23 protein-coding genes (1 of these 23 cut by a window edge) are annotated in these 25623 nt (G+C 73.1%); 17 read left to right on the top strand and 6 right to left on the bottom strand.

Features of this window, described 5'->3' with window-relative positions:
* Positions 1–76 precede the first annotated feature (76 nt).
* The 5 genes from WMF27_RS12730 (at position 77) to WMF27_RS12750 (ending at position 3992) form a co-directional block, all read left to right on the top strand.
* Entirely contained in the window at positions 77–817 is a 741-nt protein-coding gene (locus WMF27_RS12730) for a hypothetical protein (protein WP_437768600.1), read from the top strand.
* Complete coding sequence (locus tag WMF27_RS12735; RefSeq protein WP_437768599.1) at positions 814–2103, top strand: ABC transporter ATP-binding protein; 1290 nt, start codon at positions 814–816, stop codon at positions 2101–2103. Before WMF27_RS12730 ends, WMF27_RS12735 begins: the two co-directional genes overlap by 4 nt.
* Positions 2093–2857: a hypothetical protein gene (locus WMF27_RS12740; RefSeq protein ID WP_437768598.1), complete on the top strand. Its 765-nt coding sequence runs from the start codon at positions 2093–2095 to the stop codon at positions 2855–2857. Before WMF27_RS12735 ends, WMF27_RS12740 begins: the two co-directional genes overlap by 11 nt.
* Before the next feature lie 125 nt (positions 2858–2982).
* A complete protein-coding gene (locus WMF27_RS12745; RefSeq protein WP_437768597.1) occupies positions 2983–3402 on the top strand; it encodes a hypothetical protein in 420 nt (139 codons plus the stop codon).
* Positions 3403–3449: 47 nt separating this feature from the next.
* Positions 3450–3992 carry a hypothetical protein gene (locus tag WMF27_RS12750; RefSeq protein ID WP_437768596.1) on the top strand — a complete coding sequence of 181 codons (543 nt, stop codon included), beginning with the start codon at positions 3450–3452 and terminating at the stop codon, positions 3990–3992.
* Here the strand turns inward: WMF27_RS12750 and WMF27_RS12755 are convergent.
* From WMF27_RS12755 to smpB, 3 genes are all read right to left on the bottom strand, one after another.
* Complete coding sequence (locus WMF27_RS12755) at positions 3970–5445, bottom strand: DUF362 domain-containing protein (RefSeq protein ID WP_437944163.1); 1476 nt, start codon at positions 5443–5445, stop codon at positions 3970–3972. The two genes, WMF27_RS12750 and WMF27_RS12755, sit on opposite strands and share 23 nt — an antisense overlap.
* A 170-nt stretch (positions 5446–5615) precedes the next feature.
* Positions 5616–5918 (bottom strand): hypothetical protein, encoded by a 303-nt coding sequence (locus WMF27_RS12760; RefSeq protein WP_437768594.1) that lies wholly within the window; start codon positions 5916–5918, stop codon positions 5616–5618.
* Complete coding sequence (smpB, locus tag WMF27_RS12765) at positions 5915–6439, bottom strand: SsrA-binding protein SmpB (protein WP_044968393.1); 525 nt, start codon at positions 6437–6439, stop codon at positions 5915–5917. The genes WMF27_RS12760 and smpB overlap by 4 nt, the downstream gene beginning before the upstream one ends.
* 186 nt (positions 6440–6625) lie before the next feature.
* Here smpB and WMF27_RS12770 point away from each other — a divergent pair, with 186 nt between their 5' ends.
* Entirely contained in the window at positions 6626–7000 is a 375-nt protein-coding gene (locus tag WMF27_RS12770) for a hypothetical protein (protein WP_437768593.1), read from the top strand.
* 326 nt (positions 7001–7326) lie between these two features.
* Positions 7327–12672 (top strand): excinuclease ABC subunit UvrA, encoded by a 5346-nt coding sequence (uvrA, locus tag WMF27_RS12775; protein WP_437768592.1) that lies wholly within the window; start codon positions 7327–7329, stop codon positions 12670–12672.
* 45 nt (positions 12673–12717) lie between these two features.
* On the opposite strand, the gene WMF27_RS12780 is transcribed toward uvrA, so the two are convergent.
* A complete protein-coding gene (locus WMF27_RS12780) occupies positions 12718–12921 on the bottom strand; it encodes a hypothetical protein (RefSeq protein ID WP_012235204.1) in 204 nt (67 codons plus the stop codon).
* A gap of 174 nt (positions 12922–13095) precedes the next feature.
* On the opposite strand from WMF27_RS12780, the gene WMF27_RS12785 reads away from it, so the two are divergent.
* A complete protein-coding gene (locus WMF27_RS12785) occupies positions 13096–13566 on the top strand; it encodes a hypothetical protein (RefSeq protein WP_437944164.1) in 471 nt (156 codons plus the stop codon).
* 471 nt (positions 13567–14037) lie between these two features.
* Here the strand turns inward: WMF27_RS12785 and WMF27_RS12790 are convergent, their stop codons facing one another.
* Positions 14038–16089, bottom strand: a complete 2052-nt coding sequence (locus WMF27_RS12790; protein ID WP_437768590.1) for a protein kinase domain-containing protein — start codon at positions 16087–16089, stop codon at positions 14038–14040.
* A 325-nt stretch (positions 16090–16414) separates the two neighbouring features.
* Between WMF27_RS12790 and nadC the strand changes: the two genes are divergently transcribed.
* The 3 genes from nadC (at position 16415) to WMF27_RS12805 (ending at position 18854) form a co-directional block, all read left to right on the top strand.
* Positions 16415–17266, top strand: a complete 852-nt coding sequence (nadC, locus tag WMF27_RS12795; protein ID WP_437768589.1) for a carboxylating nicotinate-nucleotide diphosphorylase — start codon at positions 16415–16417, stop codon at positions 17264–17266.
* Positions 17263–18084 carry a biotin--[acetyl-CoA-carboxylase] ligase gene (locus tag WMF27_RS12800; protein WP_437768588.1) on the top strand — a complete coding sequence of 274 codons (822 nt, stop codon included), beginning with the start codon at positions 17263–17265 and terminating at the stop codon, positions 18082–18084. Before nadC ends, WMF27_RS12800 begins: the two co-directional genes overlap by 4 nt.
* A gap of 116 nt (positions 18085–18200) precedes the next feature.
* Complete coding sequence (locus WMF27_RS12805) at positions 18201–18854, top strand: radical SAM protein (RefSeq protein WP_012235209.1); 654 nt, start codon at positions 18201–18203, stop codon at positions 18852–18854.
* Between the two features lie 68 nt (positions 18855–18922).
* Here WMF27_RS12805 and fbp read toward each other — a convergent pair whose 3' ends face one another.
* Entirely contained in the window at positions 18923–19966 is a 1044-nt protein-coding gene (fbp, locus tag WMF27_RS12810) for a class 1 fructose-bisphosphatase (RefSeq protein WP_437768587.1), read from the bottom strand.
* 300 nt (positions 19967–20266) lie between these two features.
* On the opposite strand from fbp, the gene WMF27_RS12815 reads away from it, so the two are divergent.
* From WMF27_RS12815 to WMF27_RS12840, 6 genes are all read left to right on the top strand, one after another.
* Entirely contained in the window at positions 20267–21193 is a 927-nt protein-coding gene (locus WMF27_RS12815) for a class I fructose-bisphosphate aldolase (protein ID WP_437768586.1), read from the top strand.
* A 311-nt stretch (positions 21194–21504) separates the two neighbouring features.
* Positions 21505–22989, top strand: coding sequence for a leucyl aminopeptidase (locus WMF27_RS12820; protein WP_437768585.1), 1485 nt, complete (start codon positions 21505–21507; stop codon positions 22987–22989).
* A gap of 3 nt (positions 22990–22992) precedes the next feature.
* The gene (gene ttcA / locus WMF27_RS12825; RefSeq protein ID WP_437768584.1) at positions 22993–23844 is read left to right on the top strand and encodes a tRNA 2-thiocytidine(32) synthetase TtcA; all 852 of its coding nucleotides are present in this window, start codon (positions 22993–22995) and stop codon (positions 23842–23844) included.
* Between the two features lie 9 nt (positions 23845–23853).
* A complete protein-coding gene (locus WMF27_RS12830; protein WP_437768583.1) occupies positions 23854–24696 on the top strand; it encodes a hypothetical protein in 843 nt (280 codons plus the stop codon).
* A 94-nt stretch (positions 24697–24790) separates the two neighbouring features.
* Positions 24791–24973 carry a hypothetical protein gene (locus tag WMF27_RS12835; protein WP_437768582.1) on the top strand — a complete coding sequence of 61 codons (183 nt, stop codon included), beginning with the start codon at positions 24791–24793 and terminating at the stop codon, positions 24971–24973.
* Positions 24974–25089: 116 nt separating this feature from the next.
* On the top strand, positions 25090–25623 hold the 5' portion of the coding sequence (locus WMF27_RS12840; RefSeq protein WP_437768581.1) for a peptidylprolyl isomerase. 330 nt of this gene lie beyond the right edge of the window; only the first 534 of its 864 coding nucleotides appear in the window; its start codon is at positions 25090–25092; its stop codon lies off the right edge, out of view.

Here is a 25623-nt window from a genome sequence, read left to right on the forward strand (position 1 = left end):
TCGCCTTGCGCCCGGGCGCCTGGAAGGGCAGCGCTAGCAGCGCGCGTCGCCGCCGCCCCGTCCGCACGCTCCTCCGATGACCCGCCCGCACGACCCCGAACCGCGCGACGCGCCGAGCAAGCGTCCGGACGATCCCGCGCGGCGGCGCGCGGCCGCGCGGCGCTCGCTGCGCGCAGCCGTCGCGCTCGGCTGCGCGCGGCTCCGCGGCGCGCGGGGCGGGCGGCTCGGCGTCGCCATGGCGGCGCTCATCTCGCTGGGGTGCGGCGTCACGGCGCTCGTGCTCCGGCTGGACGACGGGACGACGTCGCTGGAGGCGCTGCTCGGGTCCGCGGCGCGCGGGCTCGCGTGGGCGGCCGCTGGCCCCATCGCCCTCGCCGCGGCGCACGATCGCCCGGGGGCCGACCGCCGCGACGGCATCGAGGCCCTCGCCGCCGCGCGGGGGATCTCGCGGGCCTCGCTCCACGGCGTGCGCAGCCTCGCCGCGATGCTCGAGGTCGCGCGCGTCGTCGCGCTCCCGCTGGCCGCGCTCTCGGCGCTTGCGGCGCTCCTCTCCGGCTCGCTGCTGCTCGGCCTCCAGCACCTCGCGTACGGCGCCGCGCTCGCCCTGTTCGGCGTGGTCTCCGGCGTGACGCTCGGCGGCCTCGCCGCGGCGAGCGGCCGCGTCGCCGGGGCGCGAGGGCGCGCCCTGTTCCTGGTGCTGACCCTCGTCCCCTGGGGGCTCGCCGATCTCGCCGGCGACTCGAGGTGGTCGATCCCGGGGGCGCTCGGCGCGTTCCTCTCCTTCGCGGCCCGCTCGGCGGGAGGCCCTGCAGGATGAGCCCGGGCGCTCCTGTCGTGGTGCTCGAGGGCGTGCGCGCGCGCGATGGCGCCGGCGAGGAGGGGCGCCCTCGGGGGGGCCTCTCGGGCCTGTCCTTGGCGCTCGGCCCGGGCGTGCACGCGGTGCTCGGCGCCCCGGAGGACGGGACGCTCGCCCTCGCGGAGGTGCTCGCTGGGCGCGCGGCCCCCCTCGCCGGCCGCGTCCTCGTGGCGGGGCGCGACCCGTGCCGGAGCGCGGCGACGCGGGCGCGGATCGGCGTCCTGGCCGCCACCCCGGAGCTGCCCGACGGCGCGTCGGTGGCGTCGTGCATGTCGGTCGCGCTCCGGGCCCGCGGCGCGCCCGCGAGCGGCGCCGCGGCGCTCCTCGAGCCGCTCGGCGTCGCGCCGCTCCTCGCCCGCCGCACGGCCTCGCTGAGCTTCTCCGAGGCCCGGGCGGTCGAGCTGTCGCTTGCCCTCGGGGTGCCGCGGCCGCTCCTGCTCTGCCTCGTCGAGCCGTTCGCCGACGTCGCCGTGCCGTCTCCGGAGCCGGTCCGGGAGCGCCTGCGCGCCCTCGCTGCGGCTGGCGCGTGCGTCATGCTCGTCACGTCCTCGACCGTCGACGCGAGCGCCCTCGCCGACCGCATCCACGTGCTCGATCGCGGCGTCATCGCGCGGACCGAGCCCGGCGCCGGCGAGCGCCTCGCCGCTGCCCCGGGCGCGGACCCGCCGGGCGCGGGGCGGCCCGAGGTCGAGATCCACGTGCTCGTCCACGAGCGGGCGCCCGACGCGCCCGGCGCTCGCGCGCTCGCCGCGGCGCTCGCGGGCGCTCCCGCCGTGCGCGCGGGCGCGTGGGAGCAGGGGCCGGCGGAGGCGTCATCGACGCTGCGGATCCGGGCCGCGGACAGGGAGGCGGCCGCGCTCGCGATCCTGGATGCGGCCGCGAGGGAGGACGTCACGCTCGTCGCGATCTCCTCGCCGCCCCCGTCGATGCACGACGTGCGGGCGGCGACCGCGCTGCACCTGGCCGCCGTTCGCTCGCGCCGGCCCTTCGGCGCACCTGCGATCGACGGCGCTGCCCCGCTGCCGGGCGCGCCCGAGGGGCCGTTTGCGGTGGCGGCGTTCGACGCGCCGGCGCCGCTCGACCCGGCAGCGCCGCTCGGCCGGCCGTCGGACGGTCCGTCCGCGCCCGCTGGTGTGCCGCTGCCGGCGCATGGCGATGCCGCTGCCGGCGGGCCGATCGGGGCCGACCCGCCGGGGGCCGACGGTTCGCCGCACGCCACGGAGACAGGACGCCACGATGGTGGGTGAGAGCGCATCGAGCGCCGCAGCGCGGCCGCTTCCTCCCGCGGAAGGGGGGGCCGAGCGGGGCGGGCGCGCGCTGACGGGCGTCCGCCTCGGGATGGAGATGACCCTGAGCCGCCTCCGCGCGCGGCGCCCGCTGCTTTCGTTCGGGCTCGGCGCCGCGCTCGCGGTCGCGGCCGCGGTCATCGAGATTGCGTTCGGGTCTTCCGGGGCCGTGGACCGGGCGCTGCTCTCCACGTTCCGCCTCGCCACGCCGCTCACGATCTTCGCCCTCGCCGCCGACGCCGCCGATCGCACCACGCTGCGCGACGCGGCCTGGCCGGCGGCCCGCTTCGGCGCCTCGTCCCACCATGTCGCGCTCGGCATCGCCCTGGCCACGGCCCTCGCTTCCGCCCTCGTGGGAGCGCTGCTCGCCGTCGTCGTCGTCGCCGTCGCTCATCGCCCCGGCGCTGCGCCATTCATCCGAGACATGCTCATCAGTGGGTGGATCGGCGCGCTCACCGGAGCCGCCTACGCTGGCTGGTTCTCGCTCGGTGCGACCTTCTTCCGGCGCGGCCTCGGCCGCTTCGTGCCGCTCGCGGCCGATCTCCTGCTCGGTGGCTCGGCGGGGGTGATCGGCGCACTGTTGCCCCGGGGCAACGCCGTCAACCTCCTCGGCGGCCCGTCGCCGCTCGGGCTCGGGCAGCCCGCGAGCGCCGCCCTGCTCGCTTCGAGCGCCCTTGTCCTCGCGCTCGCCGCGGCGGCTCGCTGCAGGGAGTAGCGCGCGGGCCGGGGTCGCGGGAGCTCGGCTCGCCTTGCCCCGACCGGCTGCTTGACGTCCATCGCGATGGCGTGCGCGGCGCAAGAGGGATGGCTTCATCCGCTCGTTCACGTACTCTTCAGGGAATGACTCAGGAGCACGGGGACGACGAGGCCACCAAGGCGGTCAACGCGCCTCGAGCGGTCCTGCTCGTCGGCTCGTCCGAGGCGCTGGCGGCGCGCTGCAGGGGGATGTGCCTGCGGGCTCGCGTCATGCTCATCGTCGAGAGCGACCTGGCGGCGCTGACGAACACGGCCGTGGAGCGGAAGCCGCTCGCGCTCCTGTTCCCCGACGACATCTACGCCTTCGACAGCGCGGAGTTCGACGCCCTGGCGCGCGACATCCAGGCCGCTGTGGTGACCCTCGAGCCTGGCGTCACGGACGAGGTCATCGAGGCGCGGCTCGCGGAGGCGCTGCTCCGAGCCGAGCTCCTCCGGCAGCCCGAGCCGTCGTCGAGCCGCTACGTGCTCGTGCCCGAGGGCCCCCGCCGCTCCAAGCGTCGCTGACCGGCGCGCCCTTGCATGATCATGATGATGAAAAGGAGCTCCATCCCATGAGCGAGCTGCACATCGATCCGAACGCGTCCCGCCTGACGATCCACACCCGAGCCGTGGGGATGCTCGCGCGCCTGGCGCACGACCTCGAGATCACGGCGTCCGAGCTGCGCGGTCGGGCGCGGCTCGACGGCGAGTCATGGACCGCCGAGCTCGAGGTCCCCGTGGCCAGGCTCTCCGTCGCGGGGGTCCTGCGCGGCGATCGCGTCGATCCCGACGCGCTTTCCGCGGGGGATCGCGGCGACATCGAGCGGCGCCTGCGGGGCGAGGTGCTCGCGGGGACCGAGATCGTGGCGGTGCGCGCCTCGGGGGCCACGCGTGACCGCGCCGAGGTGCGCGTCCAGGTCGCCTCGGGGAGCGCCTCGCTGGTGGCGCGGCTCTCCTCGCGCGATCGCGGCGACGGCGCGATCGGGGTGACGGGTACCTGTCAGCTGTCGATGGCTGCGCTCGGCGTGCGCGAGGTGAAGGGGCCGCTCGGCGCCTTCAAGGTGCGGGACGAGCTCGACGTCCTCTTCGATCTCACTCTGCGTCCGGCGGGCTAGGCGGCTCGGACGGGAGCTCGGGCGCCGCGTCGCCGCGCGGGCAGGCGCCGTGGACCTGGTAGGGCTTGCCGGCGATCCGCTTCGCGAGCGAAGCCCCGCGCCAGGCGACGTACGCCTTGTTGAAGTCGAGCAGCTGGTCGGGGGCGAAGTACGGGTTCTTCGTCTTGCCCAGCGTGACCAGCGTGAGCACCTGCTCCGCCACGCTCACGGGGCAGCCCTCGAGCCGGAGGGTGGTCTCGTTCCGGGCCATCGCGAGCTTGGTCGTCACCTTCACCATCTTCGCGAGGACGTCGTCGTGCTTCGCGGTGTAGGGGTCCCGCGCGCTCCGCTCCCGGTACAGGCTCTCGATGCTGACCAGCTGATCGCCGATCTTCCCTTTGTACGTCGCGCAGTCGCCGATGAAGATCACCTTCTCGCCCGGCTTCGCGTCGATGGGGCCCTCGTAGGCGCCGAACACGACGTGCATCCGCGGCATCTTCGCGTCGCATTCCTTGTCGTACTCGCGCAGGATCTCGATCGCCTCCTCGATGGCCCCTGGACAGCCGCCCCAGCAGTAGTCGGTGCGCTCGGGCTCGGGCGGAGAGCCCGCGTAGGCCGTGATGTTCGTGCCCTCGAAGTACTTCTCGACGCGGACGAGGCCCACCTTGAACCCCTTGGCCTTGTGCTTCGCCTCCTCGAGCGTCACGTCCCCCGTGATCTCGATCTCGCCGAGGTCCATCGGGCCGAAGCCGCGCTCCGACGCCAGGCGGATGTGCTCGACGCTCCTCGGATCGACGCCGATGATCTGGCAGCAGACCGAGTCGAACGCGACCTGGTTGTTCCCCATGATGATGAGGCCCAGGTCGAACGGCGAGGGCGTGAGCATCCGGCCCTCGCCCGCGGTGATGGCGTCGATCGCGATGAACTGCGGCTGCACGATGTACTGGAGGTCGGCGACCTTCTCGTTCAGCCGGTGATCGTGATCGATGAGCCTGTGCCGATCGTCCTGGATCCCGATGTAGTTCTTCATCGAGAAGGTCACGGTGGTCCAGGGGTGCGACTTGAACTTGGGGCAGTTCACGAAGAAGTCGGCCTTCGCGACGGGCTCCGGCGTGAACACGTAGTCGCGCAGCCGGCCCCCGTGCGTGAGGGGGATCTCGACCTGCTGCTCTTCCTCGAAGTGGTAGTGCTTGACCCCGGTCCGGCGGAACATCGGGTAGTAGCCGGCGCTCTCGTACGTCATGCGGGTCGGGAGCGTGATGCCGCACCGCTCCCCGACGGCGAGCTCTCTCACGCGCCCGTCGTCGCGATCCTTGAGCGCGCCGATCACCCCCTCGACGAACTCGGGCCGCGTGTACGCGTGCGGAAAGTGCGTTCCCGACGCGACGACGTTGGGCTTGATGAGCGTCCGGCCGTGCGGGCGCAGCGAGAGCTCTTCGAGACCGCTGCGCACGATGCTGCGGATCTTCGCCACGTCATACGTCGAGCAGCGGCGCAGAATTACACGAGGGCGCGACGTAATTTTCATAGAAAGCCAGCGTATGGGTCGCGCTGAGCCATCGCAACACGCGATGCCGGACGGGCCGCGCCGCGCCGCCGCTACAGAACAGCCTGGGCGTTCGCTGCTGGGCGGATCGTCGTGGCTCAGCCCGTGCGTTCGCCGCCGACGAGCCGCGCCAGCTCGGCGCGGACCTCGCGCGTCGCATCGATGAGCCGGCCTTCGATCTCGTAGGTGCGCTCACCGGGCGCCGTGTCGCTGGGCTCGGTGGATGTGCGCAGGCGGCACCGGGCGACCTTCACCCGGATCGCCGTCCCTGTCGGCTGGAGCGAGCCCTCGACGCGCGCTCCGGGCGCCGAGGAGGCGGTCGAGTGGAGCCGGACGCGATCGTCGTCGATCTCGACGAGCTCTGCCTCGCCGCCCTTGGACCAGGTGAGGTGCGACGTCATTCCGGCCTCCGCAGCCCGGCGCTCCGCGCGCGGGCGGCGCCGCCGCGGGCCCGCTCCATCGCCGCGCGGGCTTCGCGGGTGGCGTCCTTCTCTTTCAGGCTCTCGCGCTTGTCGACGGTCTTCTTCCCCTTCGCGAGGGCGATCTCCGCCTTCACACGGCCGTTCTTGAAGTAGAGGCGGGTTGCGATCACGGTCATGCCCTCCCGCTCCACGCTCTTGCGGATCGCCTCGATCTCGCTCTCGTGCAGCAGCAGCTTGCGCGGGCGCTTCGCCTCGTGCCCGAAGGCGGCGCCGGGCATCACGGGGATGTTGACCCCCTTCAGGAACGCCTCCCCGTTCTCGATGGCGCACCAGCTGTCGGTGAGCTCGGCCGCGCCGTCGCGGAGCATCTTCACCTCGCTGCCGAGCAGCACCAACCCTGCCTCGAACCGATCGTCGAGGGTGTAGTCGAACGTCGCGCGCTTGTTGCGCACGATGAGCTTCTCCCCCTCTCGCTCCTTCTCTTTGCCAGCGCGGCTCACGCGGCCGCATAGCGCGCGCGCCGCCGCCTGTCCACACCGCTTCACAGGGCCGCGCGAGCGGCGTCGCTGCTGCGCGCCGCTCGCGCGGCGCGTCCTGCGGCGGAGGCGGCGTCCTCGCTTGACGCCGATCGCCGCCGCTCGTCCAATGGTCCTTTCGCACGACCTGCCGTCAGCCTGGAGGACTCAGTGAATCGCGGACTGCGCTTTTCCGCCTGGCTCGGGGCGATCGTGGTGAGCTCTGCGCTGCTCCCCGGGTGCAGCTGCAGCTGCGGCGTCGCCGCGGACGGCGGCACCGTGGACGGCGATGGGGGGTGGGGCGGCGGCGGGCAGGGCGGCGATGGGCAGGGCGGCGATGGGCACGGCGGCGGGCAGGGCGGGGGCGCGCAGACGCCCAGGCGCGTCGGGGTGACCGAGACGGTGACGGCCGGCGAGGTCGCGAGGAGCTCGCGCTACCGCATGGTGTTCACGCTCGGGCAGCCGACGCAGAACCAGGGGACGTCGACCTCACCCAAGGTGCGGATGCGAGGAGGGCTCATCGGAGCCGACGGGAGCCTGCCATGACGCGGAAGGTCCCATGGGCCCTTGGCGGTTCGCTTCCCCGGCCGACGTCCCGCAGTAGAGCTAGCCGCCGCGCCTGCCGGGCGCGCCCGCCGCGCTCGGCTTGCCGGGTCGTCCGAGCGTCGTGCGCACCCGCGCCCGCACCCCTCGCCACGGACCGTGATAATTCGACGGCACAGAACGCAATGCCGCAGCACGCTGGGTCGGCACGCCGCCCACGTACGATCGTTCGCGACGATGGGCTGAAAGGGGGCTAAACACTCGCGGTTTTCACGCGGCCGTGTCCACTCCGGACGGCGTCCCCGCGGGTTCACCCTACCGCGCGTCCTATGCACTCGATCTGTCTCCGCGGCGCCCGCACGCACAACCTCCAGGGCATCGACCTCGATTTCCGGCCCGGCGAGCTCGTGGCCATCGCCGGCGTCTCGGGCGCCGGCAAATCGTCGCTCGCGCTCGACACGCTCTATTCTGAGGGACAGCGCCGGTTCGTCGAGAGCTTCAGCCCGTACGCTCGCCAGTTCCTCGAGCGGCTCGAGCGTCCGCCGATCGACGCGCTCGAGCCGGTGGCGGCCGGCGTCGCCGTCGATCGACGCGCGCCGGTCAAGAGCTCGCGGTCGACCGTCGCCACGATGGCCGACCTCGAGCCGTATTTCTGCGCGCTCTTCGCGCGCGAGGCGGTGCCTGTCTGCCCGTCCTGCGAGGCGCCGGCCGCGCGGACCGACCCGGCGCGCGCGGCCGACCTCGCCGCGAGCGCGCACGAGGGGGCAACCGCGCTCGTCACGTACCCGATCGCGGTCGCCGGAACCGAGCGGTTCCTCGACGTGCGCGAGTCGCTGCTCGCCGCCGGCTACCGGCGCCTCCTCGTCCGCGGCGAGGCGCGCGACATCGACACCGTGGCGCCGTCCGAGGCGATGAGCGGCGCGGACAAGGTCGAGGTCATCGTCGATCGCGTCCGGGTCGCCCCCCGGGAGCGCCGGCGCCTCGGCGCCGCCATCGAGGAGGCGTGGAAGGGCAGCGGGGGCGACGCCTCGCTCCACCTCCAGCGCAAGGCCGACGAGCAGGGCGGCCAGGGGGCGGGGCCCACGCGGCTCCGGCTCGTGCGCGGGCTCGCCTGCCCCTCGTGCGCGCGCGCCTTCGATCCGCCGCGCCCCGGGCTGTTCTCGTACCAGTCCCCGACCGGCGCGTGCCCCTCGTGCCGCGGCTTCGGCCGCACCCTCGGCATCGACTACGACAAGGTGATCCCGGACCCCTCGAAGTCGATCGCAGGCGGCGCGATCCGGCCCTGGAACGGCCGCTCGACGACGTGGGAGCGGAAGCTGCTCCGCGCGTTCTGCGAGCGGAACGGCATCCGCACCGACAAGCCGTGGCGCGACCTCTCCGACGCGCAGCGCGCGCTCGTGCTCGAGGGGGAGGGCTCGTGGACCCAGGGGAAGTACCCCGGCGTGAAGGCCTGGTTCCGCTGGCTCGAGACGCGCACCTACAAGATGCACGTCCGCGTGCTGCTCGCGCGTTACCGCACCTACGACGTGTGCGGCGCGTGCAACGGCAAGCGGCTCGCCCCCGAGTCGCTCCTCTACCGCGTCGGCGGCCTGGATCTCGCCGCGTGGCACGAGCTCGAGCTCCGCGACGCCCGCGCGCGCCTCGAGGCCGAGCGCCCCCAGACGGGCCAGGGGGAGATGGCGCGCCGCGAGCTCATCGCGCGGCTCGGGTACCTCGAGCGGGTCGGGCTGGGCTACCTCTCGCTCGCCCGCCAGGCGCGCACGCTCTCGGGCGGCGAGGCGCAGCGCGTCGCGCTCACAGCGGCGCTCGGCACGTCGCTGACGGGCGCGCTCTTCGTGCTCGACGAGCCGACGGTCGGCCTGCACCCGACGGACGTCCCGCCGCTCATCGCTGCCATGCGTGAGCTCGCCGATCGCGGCAATGCCGTGCTCGTCATCGAGCACGAGCCCCTCGTCATCCGGGCGAGCGATCGCGTCGTCGAGCTGGGCCCCGGCGCGGGCAAGCAGGGCGGGCGCGTCACCTTCGACGGCCCGCCCGACGGGCTCGCCGCGCGCGGCCCGCTGGCGCCGGCGCGCGCCGAGCGCCGGGCGCCGAGCGGGAAGATCACGATCCACGGCGCGCGCGAGAACAACCTCCGCGACGTCACCGTCGACGTGCCGCTCGGCGTCGTCGTGGCGATCACGGGGCCGAGCGGCTCGGGCAAGAGCACGCTGGTGACCGACGTGCTCTACCGGCACATCGCGAGGGCGCGCGGCTACAAGGACGTCGAGGCGCCCGGCCTGTACAAGCGCATCGAGGGCACGGCCGACATCCGCGCCGTCACGCTCGTCGACCAGGCGCCGCTGGGGCGCACCTCGCGGGGCAACCCTGCGACCTACACCGGCGCGTGGAACCGCATCCGCGCGCTCTTCGCCGAGCAGCCGGAGGCGTCGGCGCGGGAGCTCGGGCCCGGCCACTTCTCGTTCAACGTCGCGCTCGGGCGCTGCGAGGCGTGCGCGGGCGAGGGGAGCGAGACGATCGAGATGCAGTTCCTCGCCGACGTGTCGCTGACCTGCCCGACCTGCAAGGGCAAGCGGTTCCGCGACGAGGTGCTCGAGGTGAAGCTCGACGGCCGCTCGGTCGCTGACGTGCTCGACCTCTCGATCGACGAGGCGTTCGAGGTCTTCGTGGGGCAGCCCGCGATCCGGCGGGCGCTCGCGCCGCTCAAGCAGCTCGGCCTCGGCTACCTCACGCTCGGCCAGCCGCTCTCGACGCTCTCCGGCGGTGAGGCGCAGCGGCTGAAGATCGCGCGCGCGCTCGGCGAGCCCTGCGCGGGCGCGCTCTTCCTCCTCGACGAGCCGAGCGCGGGCCTGCACCCCGAGGAGGTGACGCACCTCAACGCCGCGCTCTCCGTGCTCGTGGCCGAGGGCGCCTCCGTGATCGTCGTCGATCACGACCTCGACGTCATCGCCGCGGCGGACTGGGTCGTCGATCTCGGCCCGGGCGCGGGCAGCGAGGGCGGGAGCGTCGTCGCGGAGGGGACGCCCGAGGAGGTGGCCCGGACGGCGACGCGGACCGGCGCCTCGCTGGCCGCGTGGTTCGCGCAGCGGGGCGACGGCGGCGCTCGGCGCCCGCGGCGCGGCGCGGCAGCGACCCCTGCCGCCCCGAAGCTTGGCAAGCGCGGCGGCGCCGCCGCGCGCGCGTCGCTCGACCGGGGCCGGATCGAGGTCGAGGGCGCCCGCGAGCACAACCTCGCCGAGGTCTCGACCGTGATCCCGCACGGCAAGATCGTCGTCATCACCGGCCCGAGCGGCTCTGGCAAGAGCACGCTCGCGTTTGACGTGGTCTTCGCCGAGGGCCAGCGGCGCTTCCTCGAGACGCTGACCCCCTACGCGCGCCAGTTCCTCCCCACGCTGCCGCGGCCGGACGTCGATCGCGTCACCGGCGTCCCCCCCTCGATCGCGCTCGAGCAGCGCACCACGCGCTCCGGCGCCAACTCGACCGTCGCGACCGTGACCGAGATCGCGCACTACCTGCGGCTGCTTTACGCCAAGGTCGGCGAGGCGCGCTGCCCGGACTGCGACGTGCCGATCGCGGCCCGCTCGCCGGACGACGTCTACCGCTCGCTCGTCTCGACGCGCGGCGCGCGGACGCTCCTCGCCCCCGCGGTCGTGGCGCGCAAGGGGACGTACCTCGACGTGTTCACCGCCGCTGCCCGGGCCGGCATCACCCGCGCGCTCGCCGACGGCGAGCCGTGCGCGACCGACAGCCCTCCTCGCCTCGACAAGCGCCGCGAGCACTCGATCGACCTCGTGATGTACGAGGGGCGCATGGACGGCCTGGATCGCGCCCTCTTCGATCGCGCCCTCGCGTTCGGGCGGGGGGCGGTCAAGCTCGTCGGCGGCCGCGGCGGTGAGCAGCTGCTCTCGACCACGCGCACCTGCCCGCGCTGCGGCGTCGGTGTCCCGGAGCTCGATCCCCGCTGGTTCTCTTTCAACACGAAGCAGGGCCGGTGTGAGTCATGCGAGGGGACGGGCGCCTCGGATTTCGACGACGACGCGCTCGCGACGCCCGACCCGTGCGAGGCCTGCGGCGGCTCGCGCCTCGCGCCGATCCCGCGGGCGGTCCGGCTCGCGGGAGAGCGTTACCACCAGGCGTCGGGCCGGTCGGTCGCGGCCGCGGCCGCGTGGGCGAGGGGGCTACAGTTCACGGGCGACCGCGCGCTGATCGCCGAGGCGCCGCACAAGGAGCTCTGCCGCAGGCTCGACTTCGTCTGCGAGGTGGGCCTCGGCTACCTCACGCTCGATCGGCGCGCTGCCACGCTCTCGGGCGGCGAGATGCAGCGCCTGCGGCTCGCGGCGCAGCTCGGCAGCGGCCTCACCGGGGCGCTGTACGTCCTCGACGAGCCGACCATCGGCCTCCACCCGCGCGACACCGACCGGCTGCTCGGCAACCTCCGGCGGCTCGCCGCGATGGGCAGCACCGTGCTCATGGTGGAGCACGACGCCGACACGATCCGCGCGGCGGATCACCTGATCGACCTCGGCCCCTCGGGCGGGCGCAAAGGCGGCCGGATCGTCGCGGCGGGGCCGTCGCGCGCGGTGCTCGCGAACCCCGACTCGCCGACCGCCCGGGCGCTCGCCGGCGAGGATGCGCTGCTCAGCGCGCGCCCGGCGCGCCCTCCCGTGCGCGAGCACATCGAGCTCCTCGGCGCCCGCGCGCACAACCTCCAGGGGGACACGCTCCGGATCCCCGCGGGTCGGATGACGGTGGTCGCCGGCGTGTCCGGCTCGGGGAAGAGCACGCTCATCCAGAAGGTGCTCTACCCCGCCGCGCGCCGCGCGCTGGAGCTGGAGGCGCCCGAGCCGGGCCCGCACAAGGCGCTGCGGCTGCCGAAGAGCATCCTGCGGGCGGTGGCCGTCGATCAGTCGCCCATCGGGCGGACGCCGCGCTCGATCCCCGCGACATTTCTGGGCGTCTGGGACGAGGTCCGCAAGCTCTACGCCGCCTGCCCCGACGCGCAGGTGCGCGGCTACGGCCCTGCGCGGTTCTCCTTCAACACGGCCTCCGGCGGGCGGTGCCCCGCGTGCGAGGGGCAGGGCGTCATCGCGCACGAGATGTCGTTCTTGCCGGACGTGACCACGCCTTGCGAGGCGTGCGGCGGCGGGCGCTTCGAGCCGGCGACGCTCGACGTGCGCTACCTCGGTCTGTCCGTCGGCGAGCTCCTGGACCTCACCGCGGAGGAGGCCGTCGAGGTCTTCGCGGCCCACCCGAAGATCCGCGCCCCGCTCTCGACGATGTGCGATCTCGGCGTCGGTTATCTCCACCTCGGCCAGGGGTCGCACACGCTCTCGGGCGGCGAAGCGCAGCGGCTCAAGCTCGCGGCGGAGCTGACGGCCGGCGCGCGGCCGAAGCCCACGCTCTATGTGCTCGACGAGCCCACGACCGGCTTGCATCTGGCGGACGTGACGCGCCTGGTCCGCGTGCTCGATCGCCTCGTCGAGCGCGGCGACACGCTGGTGATCATCGAGCACCACCCGGCGGTCATCGCGTGCGCGGATCACGTGGTGGAGCTCGGCCCGGAGGGCGGCTCCGGCGGCGGGCGCATCGTGGCGGAGGGCACCCCGCGCGAGGTGGCGCGTCAGCCGACGGCGACGGGCGAGGTGCTGAAGCGGATCTTCGCGAAGGCTACGTGAGCGGGCGCGCCGCGCGAACCGGCGCGCCGTCCCGGGGAGCGCGGCTCAGCCGCCGGCGCGCTTCGCGTACTGGTACGCGGTGTAGGCGGAGATCAGGTGGCAGATCCAGCCGAGCCAGCCGCCCGAGCCGATCCACAGGCCGGGGGTGACGATCAGCCAGAAAATGCAGCGCAGGAACGCGCCGTTGTAGAGCTGCCCAACGCCCGGAATAAGGAAAGAAAGCACTGCGGCGATCCCGGATTTGCTCATGGCATCGGAACCTGATCACCGTGACCGCCCTGTCAAGCGGGCCGGGGGAACCTGGGCACGGACCCGCCGCGCCGCTGCCAGCGGCGCAGCGGGCGGCGCAGGACCGCTCAGCGGCTGCCCGGCAGGACGATCCTTCGACGGCCCGTCGAGGACGTAGAAGGGGTCGGGGCAGGGGTGGTCGACGTGGCGGTGGGCGCAGGGGTGGTCGACGTGGCGGTGGGCGCAGGGGTCGTCGCCGTGGCGGTGGGCGCAGGGGTCGTCGCCGTGGCGGTGGGCGTAGGGGTCGTCGCCGTCGGCTTGGGTTGTGCTTGCGCCGTCGGCTTCGGGGCTGCCACGGGGGCAGGCGCGGGCGGCTCCGGCGCGGTCGCCGCGGGTGTGGTGGCCGTCGGAGGGGGAGGCGCCGGATCGCCGGCGACCGACGCAGGCGCCGGGGGCGCCTCGATGGGCGTCAGCGCTGCGGCATCTTCGGACGATCCTCGGCCGCGCATCACGAAGAAGACAGTCGTCAGCCCGCCGATGATCACGAACGCGCCGATGCCGATCAGCGCGAGCGTCGCGCCGGAGCTCTTCGCGCGAGGACGCCCGGGGATCGGCGCCGGGTACAGCGCGCCGCTGCCCGGCGGCTGGGGAGCGCCGCCGGCGTGAAACCCCGGCGCTCCAGCGGCCCCGGGGCCACCTGGGGCCCCGAACGGCGAGCCGCCGTACGGGCTGGGAGGCTGGGGCGGCTGCCCGTAAGCGCCTCCTGCTCCAGGTGGTCCGCCGTAATTCGCTGTCGCACCGGGCCCGTACGGGCCGGGTACACCGGGCGGCGGCGCGCCGTACGGGCCTGCGGGAGCGCCGTACGGGCCGGGCGTTCCGGGGGGCGCGCTGTTGGTCCCGCCTTCGACGAGCGTCCGCGGGACGGCTGCGCCAGCGGCGCTCGGATCGTGCGGCGCGGTGCCGGGCGGCACGGGAAAGGCGCCTTGCGGCGAGTTGAGCCCTGCGAGCGGAGGCTCGCCGGGCACGGTCTTGCCAGGGCCGTACATGCCGCTGGGGGGCGCAGGCCATCCCGGCGGCGGACCGCTATTCTGGTTGCTCATCGAGATCGCATCCTACCTACCGTACGCGCCGGGCGCGTCAGTTGTTGGGTACGATGATCACGCGCCGTCGAGGCCTGTCCGGCGGCGTGGTGGGGGTCGGGTTCGTCGTCGGCGGGCTCGTCGTGTTCGGCTGGGGGTTGACCGGCGGCTGTGCGCTGGTCGGCGCGGGGAACGGGAACGGCGGCAGCGTCGACGGGATGACCCAGGGAAGCTGGGGGATGATCGTCGTCCCGCTGGGGCGTGTCGTCGGCGCCGTCGTGGTCGTCGGCGCTGCCGTCGTGCTCGGCGTCGCCGGCGGCTTCGCCGTCGTGGTCGGCCGGGGCTGCGGCTTGGCGACCACGGGCGGCTCGACAGGAGGTGGCGTCACCGCCGGGGGCGTCACGGCGGGGGGCGTCGTCGCGGGCGGGCTGGGATCCGAAGGCACCGTGTTGGCCGGCTGGAGGGTCGGCAGGGCCGGCGCCACGTCGGCCTGCTCCGTCCGGCCCAGCTCGTTGGCGATGTACAGACCGCCGACGACGGCCCCCGTGATCCCCGTGGCGAGCAGCAGGATGGCGAACAGCGAAGTCCCGCCTCGCGAGGGCCGCTGCGCGCCGTGCGCCGAGGCGCTCTGCGAGATCCTCGGCAGCGGATCCATCGGCGCCGTCCCAGGGATGTAGCCCTGCGCGCCGCCATACCCGGGCGCTGGGCCGCCGTTGAATCCGCCGCCCGGGGCCGCGCTCCGGTCCATGAACGGCGCGCCTCCGACCGCCGTCCCTCCCGGGCGCGGCGACACATCGAAGGGTCCCGGCTCGTGGCTCGTGGCGGGCACTCCGGGCATCCCCTGGGGGAGAGCGTAGGGGGCGGCGCTCACGGTCGCCGGCTGCGCGATCTGGGGATAGCCCCCTTGGGCGAAGTACGGGCCCGACGAGGGCTCCGGCCTCGGCGTGAACCCTGGCGCGGACGCCGAGGGACCACGGGCATCCGAGGAAAAGCCGCCCATCGGGGTCGAGGGCCCGAGGCCGCCCGGGAGGCCGCTCGACGCGTGCTGCGCGCCGCCGTCCTCCGGCGGAATCGTCTTGGGAACGGAGCTGGCGCGACCGTCCCCCATCGCGTTGGTCGCGGGCGCCGCCGCGGAAGGCGTGAGCATCCCGGGCGCCGCGAGGGCTGCCGCCAGGGCGGCCCCGGACGACCGCGCCAGGCTGACCTCGGACGGCGCGGGGGTGAGCGCCGACGGGGCGCGGGCGGCTCGGGCGAACGGCTCCAGGGCGCTGCGGAACTCGGCGGTGGTCGCGAAGCGCTCCGGCGGCGAGGCCGCCATGGCGCGGTGGACGGCGGCGCAGAGCCCGGGCGCGAGCTCCGGCGCCAGGTCGGAGAGCCGCGAGATCTGGCCCGAAAGGTAGGCTCCCGCGATCTGCTGGGGCTCGTCGCCGCCGACCGGCCGGCGGCCGGCCAGCATCTCGAAGATGATGACGCCCAGCGAGAAGATGTCGGCGCGCGCGTCCACGGAGTCCGCGGAGTAGGCCTGCTCGGGCGCCATGTACTCGGGGGTGCCCATGATCACGCCGGGGCGCGTCAACCCGCGATCGAGCTCCCCCGTGACCTTCAGCTTGGCGATGCCGAAGTCGAGCAGCTTGATGAGCGGCTCTCCCTTGGCGGACTTCGTGATGATCACGTTGTCCGGCTTGAGGTCCCGGTGGACGACGCCCGCGCGATGGGCGGCCTCGACGCCCTCGAGCATCTGCATCGTGTACTCGAGCGCGTCGGGGTACCCGAGACGAACGCCTGCCCGGTAGAGCTCCTCGTACAGCGTCTGGAGCGTCTTCCCCTCCAGGTACTCCATCACGATGAACGCCAGGCCGGACGCCGTCTGGTCGACGTCGCTGACGCGAACCACGTGCGCGCTCTGGATCTGCGCGGAGACGCGCGCCTCCTGAAGGAAGCGCTGCACCAGGCCGGAGCGGCGGGTCAGCTCGGGGTGGAGAAACTTGAGGGCGACCGTCGTCCCCAGCACCTCGTGGCGGGCTTCGTAGACGCTCCCCATGCCGCCATCGCCGATGAGGCGCACGAGTCGGTACTTGTTGTTGATGACCTGGCCTGCCTGCGGACGCATCGATCTCCGTTGAGGGCGCTGGAGTTGCTCGGAGAGTCTCACAGGCTGGTAGACGAACGTCAGCCCCATTTGTGCGACACAGCGTCGCGATGATCGCGATCCACCCTGCTTTTCGGCGCAACGGGCCCCATCCATGTCCGCCCACGTCCCGTCCAGGGCGCCATACGGCTGAGGTCGTACGCTCTAGGGCGCACGTGCCACCACAAGGACGCATGATGACGCGATGCGTTGTCGTGGCGCGTGTGGGCGCGACAGCGCTGATGCGCGCGTGCGGGACCGAGTATACCTGGGAGCGCCGCGTGGGAGCGGCGCCGAGGAGATGCCCGTGCTGGCTGCGCCGTTGCTCGATGCCCTGATCGATCGCTCTCTGGAAGAAGACCTCGCGGGAGGCGATCTCACCACCGAGGCGTGTGTCGAGGCCTCCGCGCGCGCGACCGCGAAGGCGGTCGCGCGCAAGCCGCTCGTCGCGTGCGGGGGCGACGTGTTCCTGCGCGTCTTTCAGCGCCTGGATCGGCAGGTGGAGGGCGAGGTGCTCATCGCGGACGGCACCGCCGTCGGCGCCGGCGCAGTGCTGTGGACGGTGCGCGGTCGCGCGCGCTCTCTCCTCAGCGCGGAGCGCACCGCGCTCAACCTCGCGCAGCGGATGAGCGGCGTCGCCTCCGAGGCGCGCCGCTACGCCGAGGCGATCCCGGCTGGGTCGAGCGTGCGCATCACCGACACCCGCAAGACGACGCCCGGTCTCCGCGGGCTGGAGCGCTACGCGGTGCGCGTGGGCGGCGCGCACAACCACCGCGACAGCCTCGGGAGCGCCGTGCTCATCAAGGACAACCACATCGTCGCGGCGGGCGGCATCACGACCGCCATCGCCCGCGCGCGGGCGCGCGCCCCGCACACGACGAAGGTCGAGGTCGAGGTGGCCTCGCTGCAGGAGCTCGATCAGGCGCTGGCCGCCGGCGCCGACATCATCATGCTCGACAACTTCACGCTGGCCGATGTCAAGGCCGCGTCCGCGCGCGTGCGGTCGGCGCAGCACGGCCGGCCTCTCCTCGAGGTCTCCGGCGGCATCACGCTGGAGCGCATCCCCGAGCTCGTCGCGGCGGGCATCGACATCATCAGCGTCGGAGCGCTGACGCATTCGGCGCGCGCGGCCGACATCGCGCTGGATCTCTCGCTGTGAGGCGGCTCGACCGGGAGGCGATAGAGCGCGAGCTCTCGCGGCTGGGCGCGTCGTTCGGGCGGCCGCTCGCCGTGGCGGCCGAGACCGCGTCGACGAACGACGACGCGCGGAGCGCGGCCGCAGCCGGCGCGCCGCACGGGGCCGCGTTCCTGGCCGACGCGCAGACCCAGGGTCGGGGGCGCGGCGGGCGCTCCTGGCACTCTCCGCCCGGCGAGAACCTCTACCTGTCGGTGGTGTTGCGCCCGAGCCTGCCGGCGAGCCGAGTGGCCCCCATCGCGCTGGTCATGGGGCTCGCCGTCGCGTCCGTCATCGAGCGACGGCTCGCGCCTCTTCCGTCCCGCGGCGCGTCGGGCGGCGGCTCCGCCGTCGAGGTGCGGCTCAAGTGGCCCAACGACGTGCTCGCCGGGGGCCGCAAGCTGGCGGGGATCCTCGTCGAGGCCCAGCTGCGCGGCGAGTCGGTGAGCAGCGTGATCGTCGGCGTCGGGCTCAACGTCCATGCGTCGAGCTTCCCGCCGGATCTGTCGGCGCGGGCCACGTCGCTCGCGATGCTCGGGATCGACGACGTCCCGCGCGAGCGCCTCGCCGCGGAGCTGCTCCAGGCGATCGGCGACGCGGCGGCGAGGTTCGAGGCGGGAGAGCTCGCGCCCTTCGCGGAGGATCTCGCCCGGATGGACTGGCTCCGCGGCCGCCGCGTCGAGGTCGCCGGCGTGGTCGGCGTCGCGGCGGGGATCGATCCGGAGGGGCACCTGCTGGTCCGCGGCGCGGACGGCATCCTCCGGGCGGTGGCGGCGGGCGAGGTCAGCGTCATCTCCAGCTGAGCGCCCCGCGCCGCTTGCGTTGCGCGCTCGGCGCGGCCAAAGCTCCCGCCCACCTCGGGTCGCCGGCGGCGTGGCGCCGCCGAGGCCTACCGAGGCGCCTCGGAGGCGTCGCTTCCTTGAAAGAAGACACCCTCGTCGTCCACGAAATCTACGCCAGCGTGCAGGGCGAATCGACGTTCGCCGGGCTGCCGTGCACCTTCGTCCGGCTCACCGGGTGCAACCTGCGCTGCGCCTGGTGCGACACGTCGCAGGCCTTCTACGGCGGCAAGCGGATCCGCCGCGGCGAGGTCCTCGAGCGCGCGCTGGCCCTCGGCACGCCGCTCGTCGAGCTCACGGGGGGCGAGCCTCTCCTTCAGCCCGGGTCGTTCCCGCTCCTCGCGGAGCTCTGCGACGCGGGCCGGACGGTCCTCGTCGAGACCAGCGGCGAGGCAGACGTCTCGCGCGTCGATCCGCGCGTGCACAAGATCATGGACCTGAAGGCGCCTGGCTCGGGGGAATCCCACCGGAACCGCTGGTCGAACCTGGATCACCTCACGCCGCGCGACGAGATCAAGTTCGTGCTCGCCGATCGGGCGGACTATGCGTGGATGCGGGACACCATCCGCGAGCGGCGCCTCGACGCGCGCGGCGTGACGCTGCTCGCCTCGTGCGTGTGGGGCAAGCTGTCGCCGAAGGAGCTCGTCCAGTGGGTGCTGGACGATGGCCTCCGCGTCCGGGTGCAGGTTCAGCTCCACAAGGTGATCTGGGGAGCCGACGCGCAGGGGGTCTGACCCGCGGGTCGCTCCCCTCTCCGCGCTGCGGCCCGTGCCGGTGGGGGCGGCGCCCCTCGCTCGCAGCCTCAGCGCTCGCCGCGCACAAACTGCTCGAAATCTTCGACGTCGCGGGGCGAGCCGAGGACGAGCGGCACGCGCTCGTGGAGCGACCTCGGGACCCTGTCGAGGACGCGCTCGGCCCCCGTGCTCGCCTTTCCGCCCGCGGCCTCGAAGATGAACGCGAACGGGTTCGCCTCGTAGAGCAGCCGCAGCTTGCCCTGGCCGCTACGATCGGCGGGGTACGCGAAGATGCCGCCCTTGAGCAGCGTCCGGTGCGCGTCCGCGACCAGCGATCCCACGTAGCGCGCGCCGTACGGCCGCCCCTCGTGCTTGCTGTCCTCCTTGATCCACGCGTTCCAGCGGCGCACGTCCTCCGGCCACCGCGCGCTGTGGCCTTCGTTGATGGAGTACGTCGAGCCGCGCTCCGGGATCCGGATGTTCTCGTGAGAGAGAAAGAACTCTCCCACGGTCGGGTCGTAGGTGAAGCCGTGCACGCCGCCGAGGCCGGTCGTGATGACGAGCAGCGTCGACGAGCCGTAGAGCACGTAGCCGGCCGCGACCAGATCGCGGCCGGGGCGAAGGAAGTCCGAGGGATCGGCGCCCATCTTGGCGTCGCTCTTTCGGAGCACACCGAAGATCGTGCCGATCGAGATGTTCACGTCGATGTTGGACGAGCCGTCGAGCGGGTCCACGACGATGATGTACTTCGCTCGTGGGTCCGTGGAGAGGAGCCTCATTTCCCCGAGCTCCTCGCTCACCACGGCCGCGCAGTGCCCGCGCCTTCCGAGCACGCTGAGCAGCGTCTCGTTGGCGACCTCGTCGAGCTTCTGCACGACCTCGCCCTGGACGTTGGTCTGCCCCGTGTATCCGAGGACGTTGGCGAGGCCGGCCCGCCGGACCTTGGACGTCACGAGCTTCGCCACCAGGCCGAGCTGGTTCAGGAGGGAGGTGAACACCCCTGTCGCCGAGGGGAACCCGAGCATTCCTTCGAGGATGTACGTCTCGAGCGTGATCCCGATGCGTGACGGCGCCTCCGGCGGCTTCCAGCTCAGATCCCGTTGGTCCGACATGATCCCTCCGCGTTGTCGGCGAGGACGTTACCGCCCCGCCACGTGCTCGCGCTCGCGTCCGCCGCTGTGGCCCCGAGGGAGGACCGGCGCAGTTTCGAGAATTGCGTATCCGATGGCTTCGTACAACATCCTCCTCGGGGCGCGCGTTGGGCTCGATACGTTCGTCCAAGTCCTGAAAATACGGCCCGAGCTCGCTCGCCCGAGCACCCTGACACGGCGCCTCGGGCGTGACGGGGTGGGTTCACGCCCCGGGCGGGCCACGCGTTTCCTGGCGCAGCAGCACCTTCGACGGAGTGATTCATGGCGCTCACCACCCGTGTAGAGCAGATCCTCTCCTGGTACGCCTCCGAGAACCCAGGCACGCTGACGAACCTCGTCCGGCTGCTCAACCATGGCGCGCTCGCGGGCACCGGAAAGATGGTGATCCTGCCGGTGGACCAGGGCTTCGAGCACGGTCCGGTGCGATCGTTCGCTCCGAACCCCGAGGCCTACGACCCCGATTACCACTTTCAGCTCGCGATCGACGCCGGGTGCAACGCCTACGCGGCGCCGCTCGGATCGCTGGAGGCGGGCGCGGCCAGGTTCGCGGGGCAGGTGCCCCTGATCCTGAAGCTGAACAACAGCGACACGCTGGCAAAGGTGGAGCAGCCCGTGTCGGCGGTGACCGGCTCGGTCGAGGACGCGCTCCGCCTCGGCTGCGTCGGCGTCGGCTACACGATCTACCCCGGGTCCGGCGCGAGAAACCGGATGTACGAGGACCTTCGCGAGATCGCCCTCGAGGCCAAGCGCAGGGGCCTGGTCGTCATCGTCTGGAGCTATCCGCGCGGCGCCGGGCTGTCGAAGCAGGGCGAGACGGCCATCGATGTCTGCGCCTATGCGGCGACGATCGCGGCCCAGCTCGGCGCACACATCATCAAGGTCAAGCCGCCGACCGCTCATGTCGAGCAGGAGGAGGCGAAAAAGATGTACGAGAAATACAACATTCCCATTCAGACGCTCGCCGACCGGACCCGGCACGTCGTGCAGGCGACGTTCGGCGGCAAGCGCGTGGTGATCTTCTCTGGCGGCGAGTCCAAGGCGACCGACGCCGTCCTGGAGGAGGTGCGCGAGATGGCCGCAGGCGGCTCCTTCGGGTCGATCATGGGGCGCAACGCGTTCCAGCGCCCTCGCGCCGAGGCGCTGCAGCTCCTCGCCGACGTGATCCAGACCTACGGCTCGGCGCGCTGACGCCCCTCGATCCGGCGCTCGGGCCGGGCCGGCTCGGACCCGCAGTCCGGAGGGCAGCGTCGCGCGAGGCGCTCCGACGGCGGGCCGCCGAGCGCGAAGCCTGCGCGGGACCGTGTGGGACCGTGCGGAACCGTGCGGAACCGCGCGGAACCGCGCGGAACCGCGAGGGACTGCGCGCCTGGGAGCGGGAGCGCTCTCCCGCCCGCTCCTCGGGCCGTTCGCCTGCGGGCATCGTCCACGTCGACGGGGTTAGCCCTTCGTGTTTAGATGCCGCGCTGGACACCCTCCACATCCCGGGCTCAGGAGACCGCATGCCGATCAAAGTGAACCTTGCCTCGTCCGACCCGCTGAGCATCGCCGTCGACGTCGTCGTCATCGGCGTGCCTGAGGGCGCTTCGACGGGTGAGGGCGTGCTGGCGAGGCTCGTGGAGGCGCTGGGCGAGTCGGTGACTCACCAGGTCAAGTGTGACGACTTCACGGGGAAGAGGGATCAGAGCGTCGATTTCGCGACGCACGGCGCGTTGAAGCCCGGCCGGGTGCTGTTGATCGGGCTCGGGTCGGGCAAGGTCACCGACGTCGAGTGCAGGCTGCTCGCGGCGAAGGGGGCGCGCTTCGCGAACGGCGTGCGCGCCGAGAGCGTCGCGGTCGTGGTGCCTCCCGGCGTCGAGCGCGCGGAGCGGGCCGCCGCGGAGGGGCTCGTGCTCGGGGCCTACCGGTTCACCCGCTACTTCACGGGCGATCGTCTGCCGAAGGTCGAGCTCTCCCGCGGCACCGTGGTCATCGAGGGCAAGGTGGGCAAGGCGGCGCGCGATGCCGTCGCGCTCGGCAGGCAGGTCGGCGAGGCGATCTGCGTCGCGCGCGACCTCGTCAACGAGCCGCCGAACGAGGTTTATCCGGAGGCGCTCGCGCGTGTCGCGGTGGACGTGGGCAAGCAGCACGGGCTCAAGGTGACGGTGCTCGACAAGGCCGCGCTCACCAAGCGGGGCATGAAGCTCATCATGGCGGTGGGGCAGGGGAGCGCGAGGGATCCCCGGCTGATCCACATGGTCTACGCTCCTCCCGGGAAGCCGAAGGGGAAGCTCGTCTTCGTGGGCAAGGGGCTCACCTTCGACAGCGGCGGGCTCTGCATCAAGCCAGCTCCGGGCATGGAAGAAATGAAGGGCGACATGGGCGGCGCCGCGAACGTGATCGCGCTGATGGCCGCCGTCGCGGCCGCCAAGCCGAACGTCGAGGTGCACGGCGTCATCGGCGCGGCAGAGAACATGCCCGACGGCGCCGCATACCGGCCCGGCGACATCTTCGGCTCTCTGGACGGCAGGACGGTGGAGATCATCAACACCGACGCGGAGGGGCGCCTGGTCCTCGCCGACTGCCTCGCCTATGCGCGCGCGCTGAAGCCGGACCTCATCATCGACAACGCGACCCTCACGGGCGCGTGCGTCGTGGCCCTCGGCCCGACCGTGTCCGGCTTCTTCTCGAACCGCGAGGAGCTCGCGGAGCGCCTGCGGAGCGCCGCGAAGGCCGCGGGCGAGTCGATGTGGCAGCTCCCGCTCATCGAAGAGCTCCGCGACGGCCTCAAGAGCGACTGGGCCGACATCAAGCACACGGCCGACCGCTGGGGAGGGGCCATCACCGCGGCCTTGTTCCTGCGCGAGTTCGTGGGGGATGTCCCCTGGGTCCACGTGGATATCGCTGGCCCATCCATGGCGAACAAGCCGTACGGCGTCTTCTCCAAGGGCGGGACGGGCCACGGCGTGCTTACCTTCCTCCGCCTCATCGAAGGCTTCACCGGCTAAACCGTGCAACTCCGCCGCAAGCTCGCGCGCGCCATGGGGCGCGCCATCACCGACTTCGACATGATCGCCGACGGCGATCGGATCCTCTGTGCTGTCTCTGGGGGCAAGGACAGCTACGCGATGCACGCGCTGCTCGTCGACCTCGCGCGGCGCGCGCCGGTCCGGTTCAGCGTGATCGCGGTCAACATCGACCAGGGGCACCCTGGCTACCCGGGACACCTCCTCACCGACTACATGGCGGCGGGCGGCCACGAGTTCCGGATGATCTCCGAGGACACCTACTCGATCGTCACCGAGAAGATCCCCGAGAACAAGACGTACTGCTCCCTCTGCTCCCGCCTGCGCCGGGGCATCCTGTACCGCATCGCGCGCGAGCTCGGCTGCTCGAAGATCGCCCTCGGCCACCACCGTGACGATGCCGTGACGACGCTGCTCCTGAACCTGATCTTCGCGGGGCAGCTGAAATCGATGCCGCCGAAGCTCATCTCCGATGACGGCGACAACATCGTGATCCGTCCGCTGATCTACTGCGCCGAGGCCGAGCTCGCCGCGTTCGCCGCGGAGGAGCGGTTCCCGATCATCCCCTGCGACCTGTGCGGATCCCAGGACAACCTCCAGCGCAAGGCGGTGAGCCAGCTCCTCGCGGATCTCGACGCGCGCCACCCCGGGACGCGGCAGAACATGCTCGCAGCCCTCGGCAATGTGCGCCCGAGCCACCTCTTTGACACGGGCCTTTGGAAGCGGCTCGGGCTCGAGGTCGCCCGGGAAGAGGGGAGCGCAGGCGACGCGGCGGGCGTGGGTGCGCCAGCGCCGGACGTGCTGCCCGTGGGCAATCTCCTGAGAAACCTGGCCTAGCGCTCGCTCATGAGCACGGATGCCCCCGGCGCCATCTCGATCGGCGCTCCGCGCGAAGAGGAGTCCACCGCGTCGGCCTCCGTCGGTTGCGGCGGTGCGTTGACGCGCGGGGTCGACGGGGCGTCAGGCTCGGACCCCCCGGAGGCGCCGCTGCAGGGGGCGGCGCGCTTCGACCTGGGTCAGGGCGGCGGGCGCGCCCCGCAGGCGTTGCTCGCCGCGGTCGTCGCCTGGATGATCACGGTCGCGCCCGCGGGCTTCGGTCGCGGCGCGCCCGTATTCGCCAGCATCGCCGCCACGCTCGCCTTCCTGTGCGGCGTCGCTGCGCCGCTGCTCGCCGCCACGCACCGCCGGGTCGCCCGGCACCTCGGCATCTCCGTCTTCCTCGCGCTGGTCACGCTGACCTGGCTGCTGGCTTCTCCTTCCCTTCAGCCATCCCGCCTCGACCCGGTCCGCGCGGCGATCGGCGCGATCGCCTGGGGCATCTTCGCGCTTTCCTGGCGCGATCGCTGGGATGTGCGGCGCCAGCCGGAGCCGGAACCAGACGCCCCGCTCCTGCAGGCCCGAGCCCACCTCCCTCCGCTCGCGACGGCGATCGTCGCGTTCGGAGCGCTCGTGAGCCTCGCGATCCTCGTGCTCGCCTGGCGCATCCGGGATCCGGAGCGCGCCCTCTTGGCCCAGGCCGTCGCGGTGGCCTGCGCTGTCGCGCTGATCACGGCGGCGTCCGGCGTCGCGGTGGCTCGTGGCCGCCGGCACACGGGCGGTGGACGGCGGCTCCCCCACCGAGCCGTTCGGCACCTGGTGGTCCTGATCGTCTTTGCGGTCCTGGGGGCGGTCGCGATGACGCTGCGGTGAGCGGCGGCGCGGCCGTGGCTCCCCGGCTGCCGCCCCTCCCTGGTGTCCCCGCATCCCCGCCGGTTCCTCGCCAAATCGCGGTACACTCATGGGCGTGTCCCGCGCAGTCGATGTGTTCGCGGTTCTGCTCCTCGTCGCCGCAGCGTTCTCCTTCGCCTTCGGGGTTCACGCGCTCGGTGATCGCCAGGATTTCAAGGCGATCTACCTCCTCGTGATCGGCGGCCTCTCGCTCAAGGCGTCCACGGAGATCCTTCGTCCCCGCGGGGGTAACGCGTGAGCCCTGGGCGCCGAGCGATCGCGGCCGTCGCGTGTCTGTGCGCGTGCGCGGCATGGGCTGCTCTATCGACGTCCGCGAGGGGAGCGGCGCCGCTGCCGCCCGACGTGGCGGCCCGCGTGGACGCGAGCGACATCGCCGTCGACTCGGTTGCGCGCATCGCGGCGGCGCAGCAGATCCCGCCTGCGCAGGCGCGGGACGCGGCGGTCCGCGACGCGCTCTGGGCCGCCGAGGCACGAGCTCGCGGCCTCGAACAGGAGCCCGACGTGCAGCGCGAGATCAGCCTGCTGCTCGCCCGTCGCATGCTCCACCGCCTGAAAGAGGAGGCGGCGAACGCCGGCCCGGTGACCGACGACGAGCTGCGCGTCGCCACCGAGCGCCACTGGCTCGATCTCGATCGTCCCGAGGGGTACCGCACCGTGCACGCGGTCGTGAAGCTCTCGGAAGACGCTGGCGAGGCTACCCGCGACAGGGCGAAGGCGATCGCCGACGCCATCCGGACGGCCGTGTTGTCTTCGCGCGAGGTCGCTCAGCGCACCGAGCCGCCCCGCGCCGCGGGGACGCCGCAACCGCCCCCCGATCCGGCTGCGGAGGCGTTCATCAGCGCCGCGAAGGGCGTCCCTGCCGAGGGCTTCGAGGTCGTGGCGCAGGCG

The organism is Sorangium sp. So ce281 (assembly GCF_051527395.1).
GTDB lineage: Bacteria > Myxococcota_A > Polyangia > Polyangiales > Polyangiaceae > Sorangium > Sorangium cellulosum_B.